Origin of the sequence: Nocardia rhamnosiphila NBRC 108938, assembly GCF_000720425.1 — a bacterium.
GTDB classification, from domain to species: Bacteria; Actinomycetota; Actinomycetes; order Mycobacteriales; family Mycobacteriaceae; genus Nocardia; species Nocardia rhamnosiphila.
The window spans coordinates 418,246-434,901 of the sequence record NZ_JOAJ01000001.1 but is presented as its reverse complement, the minus strand read 5'-3'; the positions used below and the strand labels follow the sequence as shown (position 1 = coordinate 434,901).

General features: G+C 67.8%; 10 protein-coding genes. 3 read left to right on the top strand and 7 right to left on the bottom strand.

The features are described 5' to 3' along the window. Positions 1-10: 10 nt before the first annotated feature. Positions 11-907 carry a DUF7065 domain-containing protein gene (locus IG75_RS0102095; RefSeq protein ID WP_030519407.1) on the bottom strand — a complete coding sequence of 299 codons (897 nt, stop codon included), beginning with the start codon at positions 905-907 and terminating at the stop codon, positions 11-13. Between the two features lie 462 nt (positions 908-1,369). On the opposite strand from IG75_RS0102095, the gene IG75_RS38875 reads away from it, so the two are divergent. Further along, entirely contained in the window at positions 1,370-1,522 is a 153-nt protein-coding gene (locus IG75_RS38875; protein ID WP_156058586.1) for a hypothetical protein, read from the top strand. A 367-nt stretch (positions 1,523-1,889) separates the two neighbouring features. Beyond that, complete coding sequence (locus tag IG75_RS0102085; RefSeq protein WP_030519406.1) at positions 1,890-5,144, top strand: protein kinase domain-containing protein; 3,255 nt, start codon at positions 1,890-1,892, stop codon at positions 5,142-5,144. 65 nt (positions 5,145-5,209) lie between these two features. Here IG75_RS0102085 and IG75_RS0102080 read toward each other — a convergent pair whose 3' ends face one another. After that, the gene (locus IG75_RS0102080; RefSeq protein ID WP_051714115.1) at positions 5,210-6,130 is read right to left on the bottom strand and encodes an MBL fold metallo-hydrolase; all 921 of its coding nucleotides are present in this window, start codon (positions 6,128-6,130) and stop codon (positions 5,210-5,212) included. 341 nt (positions 6,131-6,471) lie between these two features. On the opposite strand from IG75_RS0102080, the gene IG75_RS0102075 reads away from it, so the two are divergent. Beyond that, positions 6,472-7,455: an SDR family NAD(P)-dependent oxidoreductase gene (locus IG75_RS0102075; RefSeq protein WP_063834080.1), complete on the top strand. Its 984-nt coding sequence runs from the start codon at positions 6,472-6,474 to the stop codon at positions 7,453-7,455. A 97-nt stretch (positions 7,456-7,552) separates the two neighbouring features. Here the strand turns inward: IG75_RS0102075 and IG75_RS0102070 are convergent, their stop codons facing one another. The 5 genes from IG75_RS0102070 to IG75_RS0102050 form a co-directional block, all read right to left on the bottom strand. After that, the gene (locus IG75_RS0102070; protein WP_030519403.1) at positions 7,553-8,920 is read right to left on the bottom strand and encodes an FAD-binding oxidoreductase; all 1,368 of its coding nucleotides are present in this window, start codon (positions 8,918-8,920) and stop codon (positions 7,553-7,555) included. A gap of 63 nt (positions 8,921-8,983) precedes the next feature. Continuing rightward, positions 8,984-12,469, bottom strand: a complete 3,486-nt coding sequence (locus IG75_RS0102065; RefSeq protein ID WP_051714113.1) for an ATP-binding protein — start codon at positions 12,467-12,469, stop codon at positions 8,984-8,986. A gap of 114 nt (positions 12,470-12,583) precedes the next feature. Then, a complete protein-coding gene (locus tag IG75_RS0102060; protein WP_081876716.1) occupies positions 12,584-13,945 on the bottom strand; it encodes an MFS transporter in 1,362 nt (453 codons plus the stop codon). Between the two features lie 375 nt (positions 13,946-14,320). Then, entirely contained in the window at positions 14,321-15,178 is an 858-nt protein-coding gene (locus tag IG75_RS0102055; protein WP_030519400.1) for an aldo/keto reductase, read from the bottom strand. 125 nt (positions 15,179-15,303) lie between these two features. Next, on the bottom strand, positions 15,304-16,113 hold the full coding sequence (locus IG75_RS0102050; protein ID WP_030519399.1) for a hypothetical protein: 810 nt from the start codon (positions 16,111-16,113) through the stop codon (positions 15,304-15,306). Positions 16,114-16,656 lie beyond the last annotated feature (543 nt).

Genomic DNA, 16,656 nt, shown 5'->3' with positions numbered 1-16,656 from the left:
TCGTCGCCGATCAGGCGACCCGGTGCAGGATCGCCTGCTCGAAAATGCCCTCGCCGCCGCGGCCGTCGGTATCGAACGACAGGAAGTCGTCGTAGACCCCCAGCGCCGGTCCGTCGGTCTCGGCCGGTCCCGCCGGCACCCGGAATCCGCCGAGGCGTGCACCCAGCGATACCAGCCGGGTCGTATCGTCCTCGAGGTGGAGCCGGGCCCAGCGGAATCGGGCGGCCGCGTCCCGGGCAAAGGTGATCGCGGTGATCGCCGTCGAACCGGCACTGTCGATGACGAATCCATCCGCGGTCAGCGAATCGTCGGCGTGCCGGAACTTCATCGCCGTGACGAAAGCCGACTCGTCCACCGCGAACAGGGCGGCGAATTCGACCCATTGCGAGGACTCGTCCCGGAATCCCCAGGTGCGGTCGCGCATACCGCGGCCGGCGGTGGTCACCGTCGTCCCATCCACCGTGACATTGCCCGTGACGGTGCACGCCTGCTGGAAATGCTGAAGCGGCGCGGCGGCCCCCAGAGCCGGGATAGCGTTGTTGGCAGCGTAATCGGCGGCGGCGAACAGTGGGGCGTTGACCAGTTCGGCGGAGACGAGCGGGTGGTCGACCCGCACCCGGCCGTCCAGGCCGAAATGGATACTTTCGCTGCTGAAGGTCCCCACCTCGAGCGTTTCGACCACTTCGGTGACCCGGCCCGCCACGGACACGCTGAACCGGGCCCGGCGGGTATCGGGCGCGTTCGGTGATGTCGAAACATGCACCGTGCCGAAAACCGCTGCGTCGGAATCCCAGAACGAGAGATAGGCGTTGTCCTTCCACACCGGGTCATCGACGCCGGCAGCGTCGGAACGTATCGGCTCGGACAGCTTGCCCCAACTCTGTGCGGTCGGGGTGGCGATGGTCATCGGGGGTCCCTTCTGTTCAAGAGGCGCGAGGATCCGGATTCGGCCCGCGGCCGGGCCGACCGAACGTACATCGGCGCCCACCGGCTCTTTACCGGCGCGATATACGGTGCGCGGACGTGGACAGTGAACGACCGCACAGGACCGCGGCGGCGACACCCGGTCACGGCGCCGGATCACTGTGCAGATGATGAGGCTATACGAAATGACGGTCGTGTCAATTTATGCGACGGCGATCGATCGACAGACCGAGATGCGTTCGACGTCAGCGGGTTCCGACACCGCGTGTTGCCCTGTTGGCGATCCGCCTGATGAGCAGACCGGTCCCACGGGCGTCCGCCGAATAGATGGATCTGCCAGAATTCAGGCTCCTCCTGGGGACAGCGCGACAGCGCGCCCGAGCGAGGTCGGTTGTCCGTCGGGGGACATCATGCGGGTGACCTCGTGTGCGGACACTTCGCCGGTGTGGGTCGAGACCACGATCCGGCACCTGACTTCTCGGTGCCGGTCGATCCGCTCGACGTCGTTGCGACCGCGAGCGGCCTTGCCGCAGCCCCGGCCGACCTCGTGCGGACCGATGAACTGATCGACCGGCTCGCGCTCATCCGGCCTGCGTGATCCATAGGAATGTGGGGGCGGAGCGCAGCGCTTCGGGTCAGCGCAGCCCAGGGCCGATGGACGCGGTCATGGCGGCATTGCGGGCGACGTGGGCAAGGCATCTGATCGCCTATCGGGTCAGGTGTCACCGCCGGATGCGGCGGCCGCTGCCACGCTCCTGGAGCACCGAGCGAGCCCAGAACAGCTGCCGCGAGGATATCGGCAACTTCCTGCGCGCCGGAGTCCGCTCCGCCGTCGACCAGCGGCTACGACCACAGGGCCGCCGAAGCCGCTTTGATCGAGCACACCGATGGCGGCGACCTGATATCCAGCGCTGCCGCGTGTATTCTCTCACTGGGGCGGGTGGTACGGCACGAAGTGACTGTGGATGGGATCTGACCCTTTCGCAACGCAACGCAACGCGGATGTAGATGCGGTCGCGGAGCTGAGAGGCGTCGGGCTGGAGGGCGCCGAGGAGATCGGCCGAGGTGGGTCGGGGGTGGTGTACCGCTGCATCCAGCCCGTCCTCGACCGTCTGGTAGCCGTGAAGGTCCTGACCTTCGAGCTGAATGGTGATCGGGAACGATTTCTTCGCGAGCAGCAGGCGATGGGCCGGCTGACCGGGCATCCCAATATCGTCGAGGTGCTGGACGTCGGCGAGACGGAGTCCGGCCGGTTGTACCTGGTGATGCCTTTCCACCCGCAGGGCTCACTGGAGGCCCGGATTCGCCGCGATGGCCCGCTACACCTCGGCGAGCTGCTGCGGCTGGGGGTGAAGTTGGCGGGCGCGCTGGAAACCGCGCATCGTGCCGACATACTCCACCGAGACATCAAACCGGGCAATATCCTGCTCACCGACTACGGAGAACCGGCGCTGACGGATTTCGGCATCGCCCACCTCGCGGAAGGCTTCCGTACCGCCACCGGTGCGGTGACCGCTTCACCCGCGTTCACCGCACCCGAGGTCCTCGGTGGTACTCCATCGACCCGTGCTTCCGACGTGTACAGTCTCGGCGCCACACTGTTCTGTGCTCTGACCGGGCACGCCGCGTTCGAGCGCCGACGCGGAGAACAGATCATGGCGCAGTTCGTGCGGATCACCACCCAGCCGGTACCGGACCTGCGTGAGCAAGGGATTCCCGACGACCTGGCCGACGTCATCGAGACGGCGATGTCTCGCGACAGCGAGCAACGTCCCACCGCGGCGGCGCTCGGCGAGCAGCTGCAGCGCCTGCAAGCCGCCCATGGAACCGTCGTCGATCACATGGCCTTGCGTGGCGAGCCCGGCGAGCAACCCCGGCCGATGGCCACGACTGCACCCGTTCCGGCCCGCGGCCCGGACCCTGGAGGAACTGGGCTGCGGACTACTGCCGGGAACCTGCCGCAGGAACTGACCAGCTTTGTCGACCGGCGCAGCCAGGTCGCAGAGGTCAAGAACCTGCTGTCGCGGTCGTCTCTGGTCACGCTGACCGGGACCGGAGGGGTGGGCAAGTCGCGCCTCTCGCTACGGGCCGCCCACGCATTGCAGCGGAGCTACGCCGATGGTGTCTGGCTGGTCGAGCTGGCCGAGTTGCGCGACCCGTTGTTGTTGGTCGACGTGGTAACCACCACCTTCGGCCTACGACCGGTCGGTCGGCCGGCACTGGAAGCCCTGGTCGAACACCTGTCCGGCCGCGAAGTCCTCTTGGTCGTCGACAACTGCGAACATATGCTCGACGCGGTGGCGGAACTCGCAGAAATTCTCCTGCGATCGGCGCCGCGGCTGAAGATTCTGACCACCAGTCGCGAACCTCTGGGAATCGGTGGTGAAGCCGTCATCCTGGTACCGCCGTTGAGCTTCGCGGAACCGTCGGTTCGCGGCGCCACCGGTAACGAGGCCGTGACGCTCTTCGTCGAGCGTGCTGTCGCGGTAGTGCCGGATTTCCCTCTCGATGACGACAATCTGAGCACTGTGGCGACCATCTGTGCACGGTTGGACGGATTGCCCTTGGCGATCGAGCTGGCCGCAGCGCGACTGCGCACTTTGTCCGCAGACCAGATCTCGGAGCGGTTGTCCGACCAATTCGCCGTACTGACCCATGGCAGCCGCAGTGCCCCTACGCGACAACAGACGTTGCGCTGGTGCATCGACTGGAGCTACGACCTGTGTACCGCTACCGAACAACAGCTATGGGGCCGGATGACGGTGTTCACCGGAACCTTCGACCTCGCTGCCGCCGAGGATGTCTGCGGGACCGGCCTCAACGGACAGAGCTTTCTGGACGTTTTCTCCGGGCTGCTCGACAAGTCCATCCTCGTCCGCGAACAAACAGGTGCTGAGCTGCGTTTCCGCATGCTGGAAACATTGCAGGCATACGGCGCAGAGAAGCTCGCCGAATTCGGCGAACAGGCAGAACTGGATAAACGCCATCGCAGCTGGTACGACCGTCTGGTCTTGCGGGCAGAGACCGACTGGGTGAGTCCACGGCAACTCCAGTGGATCACCCTGCTCGAGCGGGACCTACCGAATCTCCGTAAGAGCATGGAGCACAGTGTCTCGGAAGGCGATACCGGCGGCTTACACACTGTTGCCCACCTCTTCAGTTTCTGGTTCTCGACCGGCCGGATCAATGAAGGGCGCCGATGGTGCGATCGCCTGCTCGACGCGGTATCCGGTGCACCGGCCGCCGACCGGGCCAGAGTGCTCAACACAGCAATCGTATTCGCCGGACAGGTAAACGATCTCACGTCCGCGACGGAGCGAGTCGCCGAGCTCGATGACCTCGCGGAACAGGCTGCCGACCCGTCGATCGATGCGCTACTCGCCTACGCGTCCGGATGCACCGCGCTCCACAGTGGCGATTCGGATCTCGCCTGTATAAGACTGAATGACGCGGTCGAAGCGTTCCGTGCCCGAGAAGATGTCCTGTTCGAATTGCGGGCACTGGTCGTCCTCGGCTGGGCTCTCGTACTCCGAGGCCGCATACCGAGCGGCATCGCCTGCCTCGAGCGACTACTGACCATTGCCGACGCTCATGGTGAGGCGGAAATCCGATCCCTGGCATTGCGGCCCTTGGCGCTCGCGGTCTGGCGCCAAGGGAACAGCGGACGAGCGATTCAGCTGTTGAAGGAGGCACTCGCCACCTCACGCCGCCTGGTCGACCCGCTCGTCGCCGTCGTCGCGCTCGAGGTCTTGGCCTGGGTCTCGATCGAGGACAATCAAGCCCAACGAACAGCCGTGTTACTCGGCGCAGCGCAGGGCCTCGGTCACTCCATCGGCACCAGTATCGTGTTTCCTGGCATGGCCGCGTTCCATACCGACTGTGAACGGAGAACCCGAGACTCTCTCGGAAGAAGGCGATTCGAGTCCGCCCACCGCAAAGGTTGTGCCATGACATTGGAATCGGCGGTCGACTTCGCACTGGAACAGCAGAGCCGGGACATGGCACCGGAACACAGCGAGGTGCCGCTCACCAAGCGCGAGCGGGAAGTCATGAACCTCATCGCCGAGGGAATGACCAATAAGGCGATAGCTGCCCGATTGGCGATTTCCCCGCGCACAGCACGGGGACATGTGGAGAACATACTCACCAAACTCGGATTCAACTCACGAGCCCAGATCGCGGCCTGGGTGGTGGAACACTCCGGCGACACACATTCTTGACGGCCTCGTCTATGTCGTAACGGATGAGTTCGATACCGATGCCGTCTGTGGACTGCGGAGTGCAGTCACCGGATTGCGTCGACCACCTGGGTGGCGACGGGCTGCCAACGATGGCTTCCCTGTTCGCTTACCACAACACGACCGAAAGTGACGTCGGCGAAATGTATTCCGAATCCCAGCGTGTTGTCCTGGACCAGGTGCTGGAGAATTGCGTGGCGGCTTCGAGTGCTCAGCACGGTATCCAGGTCCGGTTGCGCGGACCAGTGCGGGTTCTCGATCTGCACCGGTGAGTGGAACAGATCCCCGAAAGCGATAACGCGTCGGCCCTTCGAGGCGATCTCGTAGACCGCATGGCCGGCCGAATGCCCCGGAGCGAATATCAGCGTGATCCCGGGAAAGAATTCGCTGGCGTCCTCGACCAGCTCGAGCCGCGGTCGCAGCATTCTCATCGTCTCTTCGAAGGGACCGTGCACGTCGGAGGTACCGTGGTTCCATTCGGCGGCGGTCGTTACCGCTCGGGCGTGGGCGAACGGCGTGTGTCCGGTCGCGGGGTCGCGAGCGGAAACCCATCCGATGTGGTCGAGGTGCAGGTGGGTGAACGCCAGAACATCGACCTGATCAGGACTGACACCGAGCGCTGCCAGACTTGCGAGTAAGGAACCGCCCGTGGTGGCCCCGAGTCGAGGCACGGCCGGGTCGGCCGGTATCCGACGTGGCCCGAAGCCGGCGTCGATCAGCACAGTGCCGTCGGGTGTCTCCGCGAGCACCCCGCCCATTCCCGCCCGAAGGTAGCCCTCGTCGTCGAGGTACCGAGTGTGCTGGGCCCAGTATTCGGCCGAACTGTCCGGCAGCCACGATGTGGGGGCGAGCTGCACCCATCCGTCATGGACATAGCTGACCCGAATATCGCCGATATGGACTGAACGCAGCTTCGGCGTGCTGTGCAGGCGCGCCTCGCCGGGCGTGATGTCGTCGATGCCGTTCATAGCGTTGTTCCGCTATTCCCTCCGGAGAGGTTCGATGGCAGATCTTCTTCTTGCATCGGCCGGCCTTCGAGGCTACGGCATATCCCTCTGCTTTGTTCCGGCTTCGTCGACCGGCCACCCCTCCGGCAACCCGTCATTGTCCGGCCCCGATGCCACCCACCCGGCGGCCCTACCTGCCGATCGCCACGAGCGCGGCGCCGTACGCATGGGTCAACTTTACCGTCCCCGCCGGCTTCGAAGCAGAAGGTGACTCTCCATGCCCGCCCGCTCAGGCAACGCCGGTGGCCGGCCGACGGCGCCGTGCAAGAGCGATGCAAGCCTCGGGGGCGACAGTCGGTGACATGAAATCGGATCTATTCGCGTCGGCCAGCGGCAGGACAGTCTTGGTCACCGGCGCCAGCGCCGGCATCGGGTACTTCGTCGCCGAGCAGTTGGCCACTGCCGGCGCTGCGGTCGTGCTCGGCTGCCGCGATCCCGGCAAAGCCGAACTCGCCATGACATCGATCCGTTCCCGGGTGCCCGGGGCCGTCCTCCTGCCGGTGCCGCTCGACCTCGCGGATCTGTCATCGCTACCGGCGGCTGCCGCGGCGCTGAGCAGCGATCGACTCGATGGCGTCGTCCTCAACGCGGGTGTGCTCTCGAGCGGGCCGCAGCGATTCCTCAGTGCACAGGGCCATGAGTTGATGTTCGCGACAAACCATCTCGGACACTTCGCGCTCATCCATCATCTGGCCCCGGCGTTGTCGGCGACGGCAGGTAGCCGGGTCGTCACCGTCGGCAGCTACGCCGCCCGCTCCGAGCGCCTGGACCTTTCGGATCTGCAATCCGAGCGGGATTATCGGCCCAAACGCACCTATGGGCGATCGAAACCGGCTCAGATGCTGTTCGGATTCGAACTCGACCGGCGCCTGCGCGGGGCGGGCGCCGAGGTCATCAGCGTCGTGGCCCACCCGGGCGGTGCGCTGGATTCCCTGAGCCCGGCGCGGCCGCCGCTGTTCGCCCCGACCGACGCGGAGCGCCTGCGCGGGCTCCCCGCACGAGCTGTGCTCCACGGCAAACACGCCGGAGCACAGCCGATCGTGCGAGCACTCCTCGGCTCCGACGTTTCCGGCGGACAGCTGTGGGGGCCCAGGGTGGCCGGTCTCCGTGGGCACCCACATCCGGAATCACCCCATGCGCATATGACCGACCGCGATACTGCCGCTCGACTCTGGCGGGTCAGTGCCGCACTGGCCGGCCTCGGCCCGGGCCCGTGGGATCGCGGCCGCTGTGATCGTGCCCACACCCCGCCGGTGGGCACGATCACCGGATCGGAACGATGGTGATGGCGACAATCGCCGCACCATCCCCGGGGGATCGACGCGCCGCGATGCCCTCCGCATCCGATCCCGGTGGCTTCCCGTGCTCGAAACGCTCCACCGGTCAGCGGGCCACGGCACCCACCCGGAGCACCCCGGCCGGGTCGTGTTGAGCGCCGAGTGCGGCCAACCAGGCATAGGTGTCCTGGTCGTAACACCGGCGCAGACGGGCCGGGTCGGTCGACGTACCGAAGTTGGGAAGCTCGCCACCGGTCGCCCACGGTGACAGTGCGGCGATGAGACCTTCGGCATGCGCGGGTACCACGTCGGCGATGGGTGGGACCAGCGCCCCGATCACCATGACATTCGCCGCCGCCCCGCGATGGTCGAAGGCCGACGGCACCGACGGCGGGTCGGCCAGCGCACCGCCGAGCAGCCGCAACTCGACGACAACCTGCGGCGATCCCGAGTCCGGCCCGGCCTGCCGCAGGAGTTCGGCGATCAACTCGGGGGATACCTCGGAGAGGAGGGCGCTGCGCTCGAAAGTGGGCATCGGGTCGACCGGGTCGGCGTGCACCGCACCCATCGCCGCGTAGGGCAAGGTGCCGATCGCGTCGAGAAGCACCGGCCCTGCCGCACGGACCTCGTCGAGCAGCGCGGCCGCCGCGCCGGGATCGTCGAGGCTGGCCAGCCGCACGGACACCGTCGTCCGGCCGGCCAGCACCGGCGGCATACCCGGCTGGGCCGGAAGCTGGAGCAGCGCGATGGACGTAGTGGCCGAACGCGGCAGATCCGCCGCCAGACGCAGCCACGCCGCGTACACATCCGTTGCCGCAGCGCCGTCGAAATAGAGTGCACCGCCGTAGAATTCGGTGATCGGAAGCAGATCGATGACCACCTCGGTAACGATCCCGAGGGTGCCCTTGCCGCCGCGCAGCCCCCAGAACAGTTCGGCATTGGTCTCCGGCGTCACCTGGTGGATGGTGCCGTCACCGGTGACGACCTCGAACGAGCGGATGTAATCGGAGGACAGCCCGACCGTCCGGACGAACGGTCCGATCCCGGCACCGGTGAGATAGCCCATCACCCCGACAGCCGGCGCCGAACCCGCGAGGGGGGCCAGTCCGTGCGGTGCCGCGGCGTCGATCACCGTCTGCCAGCGCACACCCGCGCCCACCCTGGCCGTGCGGGTGGTGACATCGATCTCGCAGCGATCGAACCCCGAGGTGCGGACCAGCAGAGAGTTGCCGTCGATGTCGGAGGCGCCATGTCCGGAATTGTGCACCGCCACAGTGAAGGAGTTGTCGGCGGCGTAGCGCAGTGTCTCGGCGATATCGGCGGCATCGACCGGATCGATCACCGCCCACGGCCGCCGGGACACGGCGAGGTTGAATCCGGCTGTGGCATAAGCCGGCTCTGTCGGCCGCGAGACGACACCTCGGACACGGGAGCGCAGATCGGCGATGTCGGCACCGTCGAGGGAGAGCGTCATGGCGGAGACCTTTTCTGTGAGGAACTTCGACGGCTGGTTGCCGTGCCCTCACTGTCATCCGCGTTATTTGGGGAAACCTTGGCGATGACTTGGCGCGACACCGACGGCCTCGCGCGCACGCTCGGCGACCTGCGTCAGCCCCAGAGCAGCCGCCACCCGTTCCACATCCCGGAGCTCGGCGTCGCGCGCGGCGCCCCCGGGGGCCGGCACCGCGCGCAGGAGGCGGCACCGCACGGCAGCCGGCAGGCCTCCGGTCCTCGCCGCGAGCGCCGCGACATCGTCGAGGATCTGCCGGGCCGCCGCCGGGCGTCCGACGAGCGCCAGCAACTGCGCGATGGACAGCCCGACCGGACCGACACAACCCACCTGGCCCACCGTGGCCACCATCGCCTTGAACGGCATCAGATAGTCGATGAGCGGCTGTGCGTAGCCGACGAGGCCCAGATCGGCGACAACGTGACCGAGCAGCACCGCCTGCGCCAGGGATGTCCACACCATGGGTCGTTCGTCGGCGAGCCACGCCTCGACCATCGCGACGGCCAGCTCGGTATCGCCGGCGCGGCCCGCGATGGACGCCACCCCCGAGGCGAGGAGCATTGCGACATCGTTCAGACCGAACTCCGCGGCCATGGCCTTCGCCCAGGTGACCGGATCGAGGTCGCCGGTTTCCGCTGCGTCGTCGAGCAGTCCCTGTTCGGTGGCCAATGCCATCATCGCGATCGCGCCGCTGTCCGCGACGTACAGTTCGGTCTCCCGATGCACGGCCACCGCGATCTGATAATGCTCGGCGGCCAGTGCGAACTCCCCGCGCCACACCGCCAGCGTCAGCTCCATCCACCGCAGCTGCGCTCGCAGGATCGGCAACTTGAGCCGTTCGCTGCCGAGGATCCCGCGCCGCAGGTGCTCCTCGGTGGCCTCCATATCCCCGATCGCCATCAGCGCCATGGTGAGTACCGAGTCCGCGATCACCTGGTCGACCGGCGCCTGCGGGTGATGGAGGGCGGCGAGCCGCGCGGCCACCGCGATCGACTCCTCCACATGGTCGGCGACGCCGGAATAGGTGATCAGCCGAGCCAGTACGACATCGGCGGTGACCTCGGGATCGGACACAGCACCGGCCAGCGACTCGGCACGTTCGAGCAGTCCGGCCGGGACCGACGCGTCGGGGTGGTAGCAGTGCCCGATCGCGAGTGCGGCGAGCACCCGCGCCCGGCTGCCCGCATCGCCCTCGACCGCGCCCTCCGCGGCGGCCAGCACGGTATGCAGCCGTCCCGGACCGCCCCACGGCGCCATCCACGGCCACCCGCCACCCGATCGGACCAGTGCGCCGGCCAGTCGGCCGACGGTCGCCGTCGAACCGCGGCGCACCGCCTCGTCCAGTCGCGCCTCGACGGTCTCCAGCACCGACCGCGCGCGCCCTGCCCGCGACAGCGACTCCAGCAGATCGATCAGGATGCCGTCGCGGGCGGACACATCCTGTTCGGCGGGCACCATCGCCTCGTAGGTCCGCAGCGCGGACTCCAACCAGTAGGCGGCGTTCCCCGAGTCCCACTGCGCGGTGGCTTCGTCGGCCGCCGCGCGGCACGCCTCCACCACGACGACCGGATCGGTCACCGCGACCGCCGACAACAGGTGCGCGGCCCGTCGCCGGGTCGCGTCGGGGATGCCGAACCGCAGCAGGACCTCGGCCGCTCGCGCGTGCATCCGCGCCCGCCGCAACGGACGGATGGTGGCGAGCGCCTCCTCGCGGAGCAGCGCGTGCGCGAAGCCGGTATCGCCCCGGACAGGCGACGTGACCAGAATGCGCTCGTCGGCGGCCTCGTCGAGGCAATCCATGACGGTGTCCTCATCTCGTCCCATGACCTCGGCGAGGAGGGAGACATCGATCTCGTCGCCGAGGACCGCGGCATGCGCGACGACCGCGAGGACCTCCGGTTCGAGAGCCGCCAGGCGCCGGGCGAGCACCGATCGCACCGCCGACGGCACCACCTGCCCGAGCCGCTGGTCACGGGGCAGGCGCGCGTATTCGGAGACGAACAGCGGATTGCCATCGGTGCGATGCGCCAGCGTGCGCGCATCGGAGTCGGTGATCGCCTCACCCGCGATCGCCGCGACCAGCGTCGCGACCTCGGTAGTCGCCAGCCGGGGCACTTCGATGACCAGGCCGTGGGCGCGGACCAGCGCCGCCCGCAGCCGGTCCACGTCCGCGTCGACCTCGTCCTCGCGGACCGTGACGATCATGCACACCGGCGCGTTACGCAGCACGCCGGTGAGATAGGTCAGGAAGCCGAGTGACATCGCATCGGCCCATTGGGCGTCGTCGACGATCACGGTCAGGGGGCCGCGTGCGGCGGCCTCCTCCACGAGGTGCTGGAGCCGTTCGTAGACGACGAACCGAGCGGTGTCGGCATCGGCGCCGTCGGGCACCGACAACACCTCGGACGCGGTCGCGTCGAACGCACGGCACAGCTGCCGCATCGGCCACCATGCCGGGATGCCCTCGGCGTCGGGGCAGCGCACCCAGACGACCCGCTCCCCCGCGCCGTCGGCCAGCCGGGCGGCCTCCTCCGCGAGCCGGGTCTTGCCGATCCCCGCCGGTCCCTGGAGCAGCACCCAGCGACTGGTCGACGACGAGTCGGCGGCGAACTGTGCTGCCAGGGCTGCGCATTCGGACTCCCGGCCGACCAGTGGCCGGACGGGTACGCCGGCATCCCGCGGCGGCGACGGGTCGGCAGCCGGAGACTCGGGAGCCTCGACCGCGGTGGCCCCCGCCCAGTTCGGCGTCCGCGGCCAGGCCGCGATCACCGGGTCGTGACGCAGGATCGCCGAATGCAGTTCGCGCAGTTCGGGGCCCGGGTCGAGTCCGAGTTCCGCGCCGAGAGCCCGCACATGCCCGGCGTGGACATCGAGGGCCTCCGTGGTCCGGCCCGCCCGATGTAGCGCCACCATCTGAAGCCAGATCCCTCGATCACGCAACGGGTCGTCGCGGCGCAGCACACTGATCTCCGCGAGTGCGCCGGCCATGTCACCGTGGGCGAGCAGCGCACCGATGTGCGCGTCTCGGACCGCGGTCAGTGATTCGGCCAGTGCCACCGCCTCGACGACCACCCATTCCGTGTCGGCGAACTCCGCGAGCAGCGGGCCGCGCCAGAGTGCCAACGCGGCTTCGCTTTCGGCCAGCGCCACGGCCCAGTCCGAGTCCACGGTCGCACGTCGCGCCGCATGGGCGTGCGTGATGAACTCGATCAGATCCACCCGGTCACCGGTGACATCGAGCCGATAGCCGGGACTGACACGTTCGATCGGCGACCTGCCGGCGCCGCACCGCAGTGCCCGCCGCAGATTGGAGATGTAGGCCTGCAGGCTGGTCAGCGCGGCGGCGGGCGGCGTCGCACCCCACACCGCGTCGATGAGCCGGTCGGTGGACACCACCGCGCCCCTGGCGAGGAGCAGCGCGGCCAGGACGGCACGCTGCTTGGGTGATCCGAGATCACCCGGCACACCGTCCTGGCGAACATCCAAGGCCCCGAGGACGAGATACTCGCGCACCGGGCGACTCCTTCACCGGCTCCCGAGCAGCGCGGTGCTGCGACGGTCGATTGGTGCAACCCAGATGTTGCGATCATCAGAAGTGTAAGAGCACGGTACGTCCCGCGCTGGACATCACACCCGCGGCTGCCTCATGGTCACCGCGCAGACCGCGGCACCGGCCAGCGCGATCCCGACGCCGATCCACAACGCGGTGTGCAGTGACGAGACGAACTCGGTCCGCGACCCACCGTGGAGCACCGACTGCGCGGGGAAGACCGCGCCGAGAGCCGCGACGCCGAGCGCGATACCCGACTGCCGGAACACATCGTTGATACCGGCGGCCAGCCCGGCGTCGTCGTCGGAGCTCTCGGCCAGCACCAAGCCGCTGACCACGGGATTGAACACACCCGCGCCGACACAGGCCAGCAGGAAGCCGGGCAGCAGGCCCCAGCCCGACCCCTCCACCCCGCCGGTCGTCATCCAGGCCAGGCCACCCGCCACCGCGACCATCGACCCGGCGAGCAGCGCATTCGTCGGCACCCGTCGGATCAGTTGATCGGTCAGCCCCGCGACGACGAACATCGTTATCGTCCCGGGCAGATACACCAGCCCGGCGTCGATCGCGGACAAGCCGAGGACGCCCTGCAGGTAGATCGTTGTATAGACGAACAACGCGAACATCGACGCCGAGATCGCGAAGGTGGCCAGGTGCGCACCGGCGAACCGCGCGTTGCGCAACATCGACAGCGGCAACATCGGCTCGGCGACCCGGCTTTCCACCACGACGAACCCGACGGCGGCGACAATCGCCATGCCCAGCATGCCCACAGTGACCGCGTCGGTCCAGCCACGGTCGTTGGCTTCGATCAGGCCGAAGGTGAGCGCACCCAGAGCAACGATCACCAGCACCTGTCCGACCCGGTCACCTCGACGGGGCGACGTGCTCGCCGATTCCCGAAGCCATCGGGTCGCAAAGATCATCACCAGGCCGATCGGAAGGTTGAGCGCGAAGAGGGCACGCCAGTCGATGGCCTCGGTGAGAACGCCGCCGACCAGCGGCCCCACGGCGAAGGATGCGCCGATCGTCGCTCCGTAAGCGGCCAGCGCCTTCGTCCGCGCGGCCGGTTGGGGGAAGGCATCGGCCAGGACCGCCAGCGACGACGCGAACAGCAGCGCACCGCCCACCCCCTGCACAATGCGGCCGGCGATGAGCACACCCATCCCGCCGGCCATCGCACACACAATCGAAGACGCCGTGAATATCACCGCGCCGCAGCGGAACACGCGGCGCCTGCCGAACCTGTCGGCCCACCCTCCGGCACTGAGGACCAGCGCCGCCAGGGTGATGGTGTAGCCGTCGACGACCCACTTCAGCGCGGACATGCCGGCGTCGAACTCACGAGCCATGGCCGGAAGTGCGGTGTTGACGACGGCGATGTCGAGCATCAGCATCGCTGTCGCCAGACACACCACGGCCAGGGTGACGCGCCGCATGACCGGGCTCGGGGCCACGACCACCGGTGTCGCGGCCGGATCGGATGCGCGCAGCCATGGTGGCGGAGTCGAGGGCCGGGCCGGCGGGGAGAGCACGGGCGAAACGGACACAGCAGTACCGTCCTTCACGAGATCGTCGGGGCGGGCGACCGACAGGCCGCGCGAGACGAGGCCCACCGTCGCCGAGCCCGCTTGGCGACGACTTGCGATCCGCTTGGCCCGTGGCCCCCCCGTACCTCGATCAGCCCTCGGTTCCGCGACCACCGTTATCGAAGCCCCGAAGGAACTCCGAGGCCACGAGGACGTTCATATCGTTGTAGAAGTCGATGTCCCCCGCGCGCCGGGGACCCGGCGAGCTGCTTGGGAACGACGGCGTCACTTACCGCTGTATACCGGGAATACGCTGTGCTCGCCGTAGTCCTGGGCTCGCATGCTGCGCAGCACGTCCATATCGTCGTCGGTGATCACGAAGTCGACCCGGGCGTTGCTGCGCATATGCTCGGGGTTGGCGGTCTTCGGCAGCGACACCGTCCCCAGTTGCAGGGTGTAGCGGATGCAGAGCTGCGGCACGGTCACCCCGTACCGCTCGGCCAGCGCCCGGACATCCGGGTTCTTCAGGATCTCGCCGTGTGCGATGGGCGAATACGCCTGCACCAGGATTTCCTTGTTTCGGCAGTAGTCGATGAGCTCGGCCGGGGTGTTGCCCGCGTGGACGAGCAGCTGGTTCACCTGCGGTGCCACCGTACATGTCGAGAGGATGTTGTCGAGGTCGCGCTGCTCGAAGTTGGAGACACCGATCGAGCGGAGCTTACCTGCCCGGTAGGCGTCCTCCAGCGCACGCCAGGTGTCGCGGTTGCCCTCGGCGTAGTCCCCGCCCCGGAAGTCGTCCCAGGGTTGCGGGCTGTGGATCAGCATCAGATCGATGTGGTCCAGCCCGAGCGTAGCCAGCGAGCCGTCGATCGCGGCGGCCGCGCCGTCGTAGTTCTTGATCTCGGCCGCCACCTTGGTGGACACGAACAGTTCGTCGCGCGGGATTCCGCTCGCCCGGATTCCTTCGCCCACCCCTCGCTCGTTGCCGTAGGCCTGCGCGGTGTCGATGTTGCGATAGCCGATCGCGACGGCCTCGGTGACCGCGTCGGCGGCCTTGCCGTCATCGATGAACCAGGTGCCCAACCCCAGCTTCGGGATACGCACTCCGTTCGACAGCGTGTAGGTCTCGTTCAGGATCATGATCCGTGCGCTCCTTCGGCTTGGGTGTTTTCCCTGGTGTAGCACGGTCGCCGGCACCTGGAGCCCTGCCCAGCCGTGGCGTGTCTGCCGGGGCAGGACCGGCCTCGGCGCCGACGTCCGATCGGTGGTCACGCACCGCCTCTGCTGGTGACCGAGACGGCGTCTGCGCCCAGCCCCGGCGCCGCCCTCCGTGCGAGTTCGCGGATATCCTCCAGGTCCGCGGCGCCCGCCACGACAATCCGTACCGAAGTGGTGTGCAGAGTCGCGCCGACGACCGGATACTCGGCCCGCACCGCCTCATAGGCGGCGACGGCGTCGGTCGGAAGGCGACCGTCGGCGTCGGATCGCACGCTGATGGCGGGATTCGCCCCGGCACGTGTCACGACCTCGACCGATGTGAGGTCCGACGGGAGCCGGTGCGGGCCACTGTTGCCGACCATATCGTCGAACACCGCCATGGCGGCACCGGAGTCGACTGTGGTCACCTCGGCCCGCCAGTGGTGGACGTTCTTCGAGGTCCAGCTTTCGATATCGCCGTCCACGACACGTTCGTCGGCTGTCAGCGAACGCCACAGGTCCAGGATCTCGCGGGTCCGCCGCTCGTCCGGATCGACGGTGACAGTGATGCCGTCCGCTGTGATCCGGCCGGTGATCGCCCCGTTGCGCGCGACGTACTCCCGCAGATCGCACGCTCGCGCAATTACGCGCTCGGCCGACGTGCCGTCGTCGAAGACGAGTACCCCGATCGCTTTCCCGCCGAAGGGCAGGATGTTGTATCCATTGACGCGGACTTCCGCGATATCCGCGGTTCCGGCCCAGTCTTTTTCGAACTTCGCCGCCAGCGCGGTGCCCTTGTCGATCGCGCAGCCGGACAGTAGCGGCAGGGCCAGTACGAACGCGAGGATTCGACTCGGCCGCCGCGAGGCGTTGCTTCTCACTGCTGTCTCCTGGATAGCAGGTGAGCGGCCCGGAACGGATCGCCCCGGGTTCGGCCTGCAGTAATCGTGGCAGCTTACGGCGTCCTTCGCTGACGGGAATGCCCGCGCACCTACAGTTCACGGCGACAGCCGCCGAATTCGAACGGAAGTTCGTTGCGACCCGTACCCGGGTCGCGGAACCTCCTCCGCCCGCGCTTGTCTCCACGGTCGGCGCGCTCTCGACACTCGAACGCGCCCGCATCGACTGCGATCCGGTTCCCGGTGGTCGACCCCGATTCGCGGCCCGCGAGCCAGGCGACGATATCGGCCACCTGTTCGGGGGGCATGAAACCACGACCGGGAAGGCGCACAACAGACACTGGCCGACCCACCCGACCTGCCGGAATGACTCCCGGTCCGGGACATGCACCCGGATCGGGCCCGCTGTTCCGCTGGGCAGTACGACGGCAGAACCAGCAACGAGACCTCCACCCCACCGCCCTGCACAACCTTCTACAGAAAATTAACTTTAGATACTATAAGGTTAGTTTTTCGGCATTCAGG

Excerpts from the sequence above, each read along its gene's own strand:
- IG75_RS0102070 (WP_030519403.1), bottom strand. The coding sequence starts at position 8,920 with ATGACGCTCTCCCTCGACGGTGCCGACATCGCCGATCTGCGCTCCCGT.
- IG75_RS0102095 (WP_030519407.1), bottom strand. The coding sequence starts at position 907 with ATGACCATCGCCACCCCGACCGCACAGAGTTGGGGCAAGCTGTCCGAG.
- IG75_RS0102080 (WP_051714115.1), bottom strand. The coding sequence starts at position 6,130 with ATGAACGGCATCGACGACATCACGCCCGGCGAGGCGCGCCTGCACAGC.
- IG75_RS0102060 (WP_081876716.1), bottom strand. The coding sequence starts at position 13,945 with ATGCGGCGCGTCACCCTGGCCGTGGTGTGTCTGGCGACAGCGATGCTG.
- IG75_RS0102075 (WP_063834080.1), top strand. The coding sequence starts at position 6,472 with ATGAAATCGGATCTATTCGCGTCGGCCAGCGGCAGGACAGTCTTGGTC.
- IG75_RS0102085 (WP_030519406.1), top strand. The coding sequence starts at position 1,890 with ATGGGATCTGACCCTTTCGCAACGCAACGCAACGCGGATGTAGATGCG.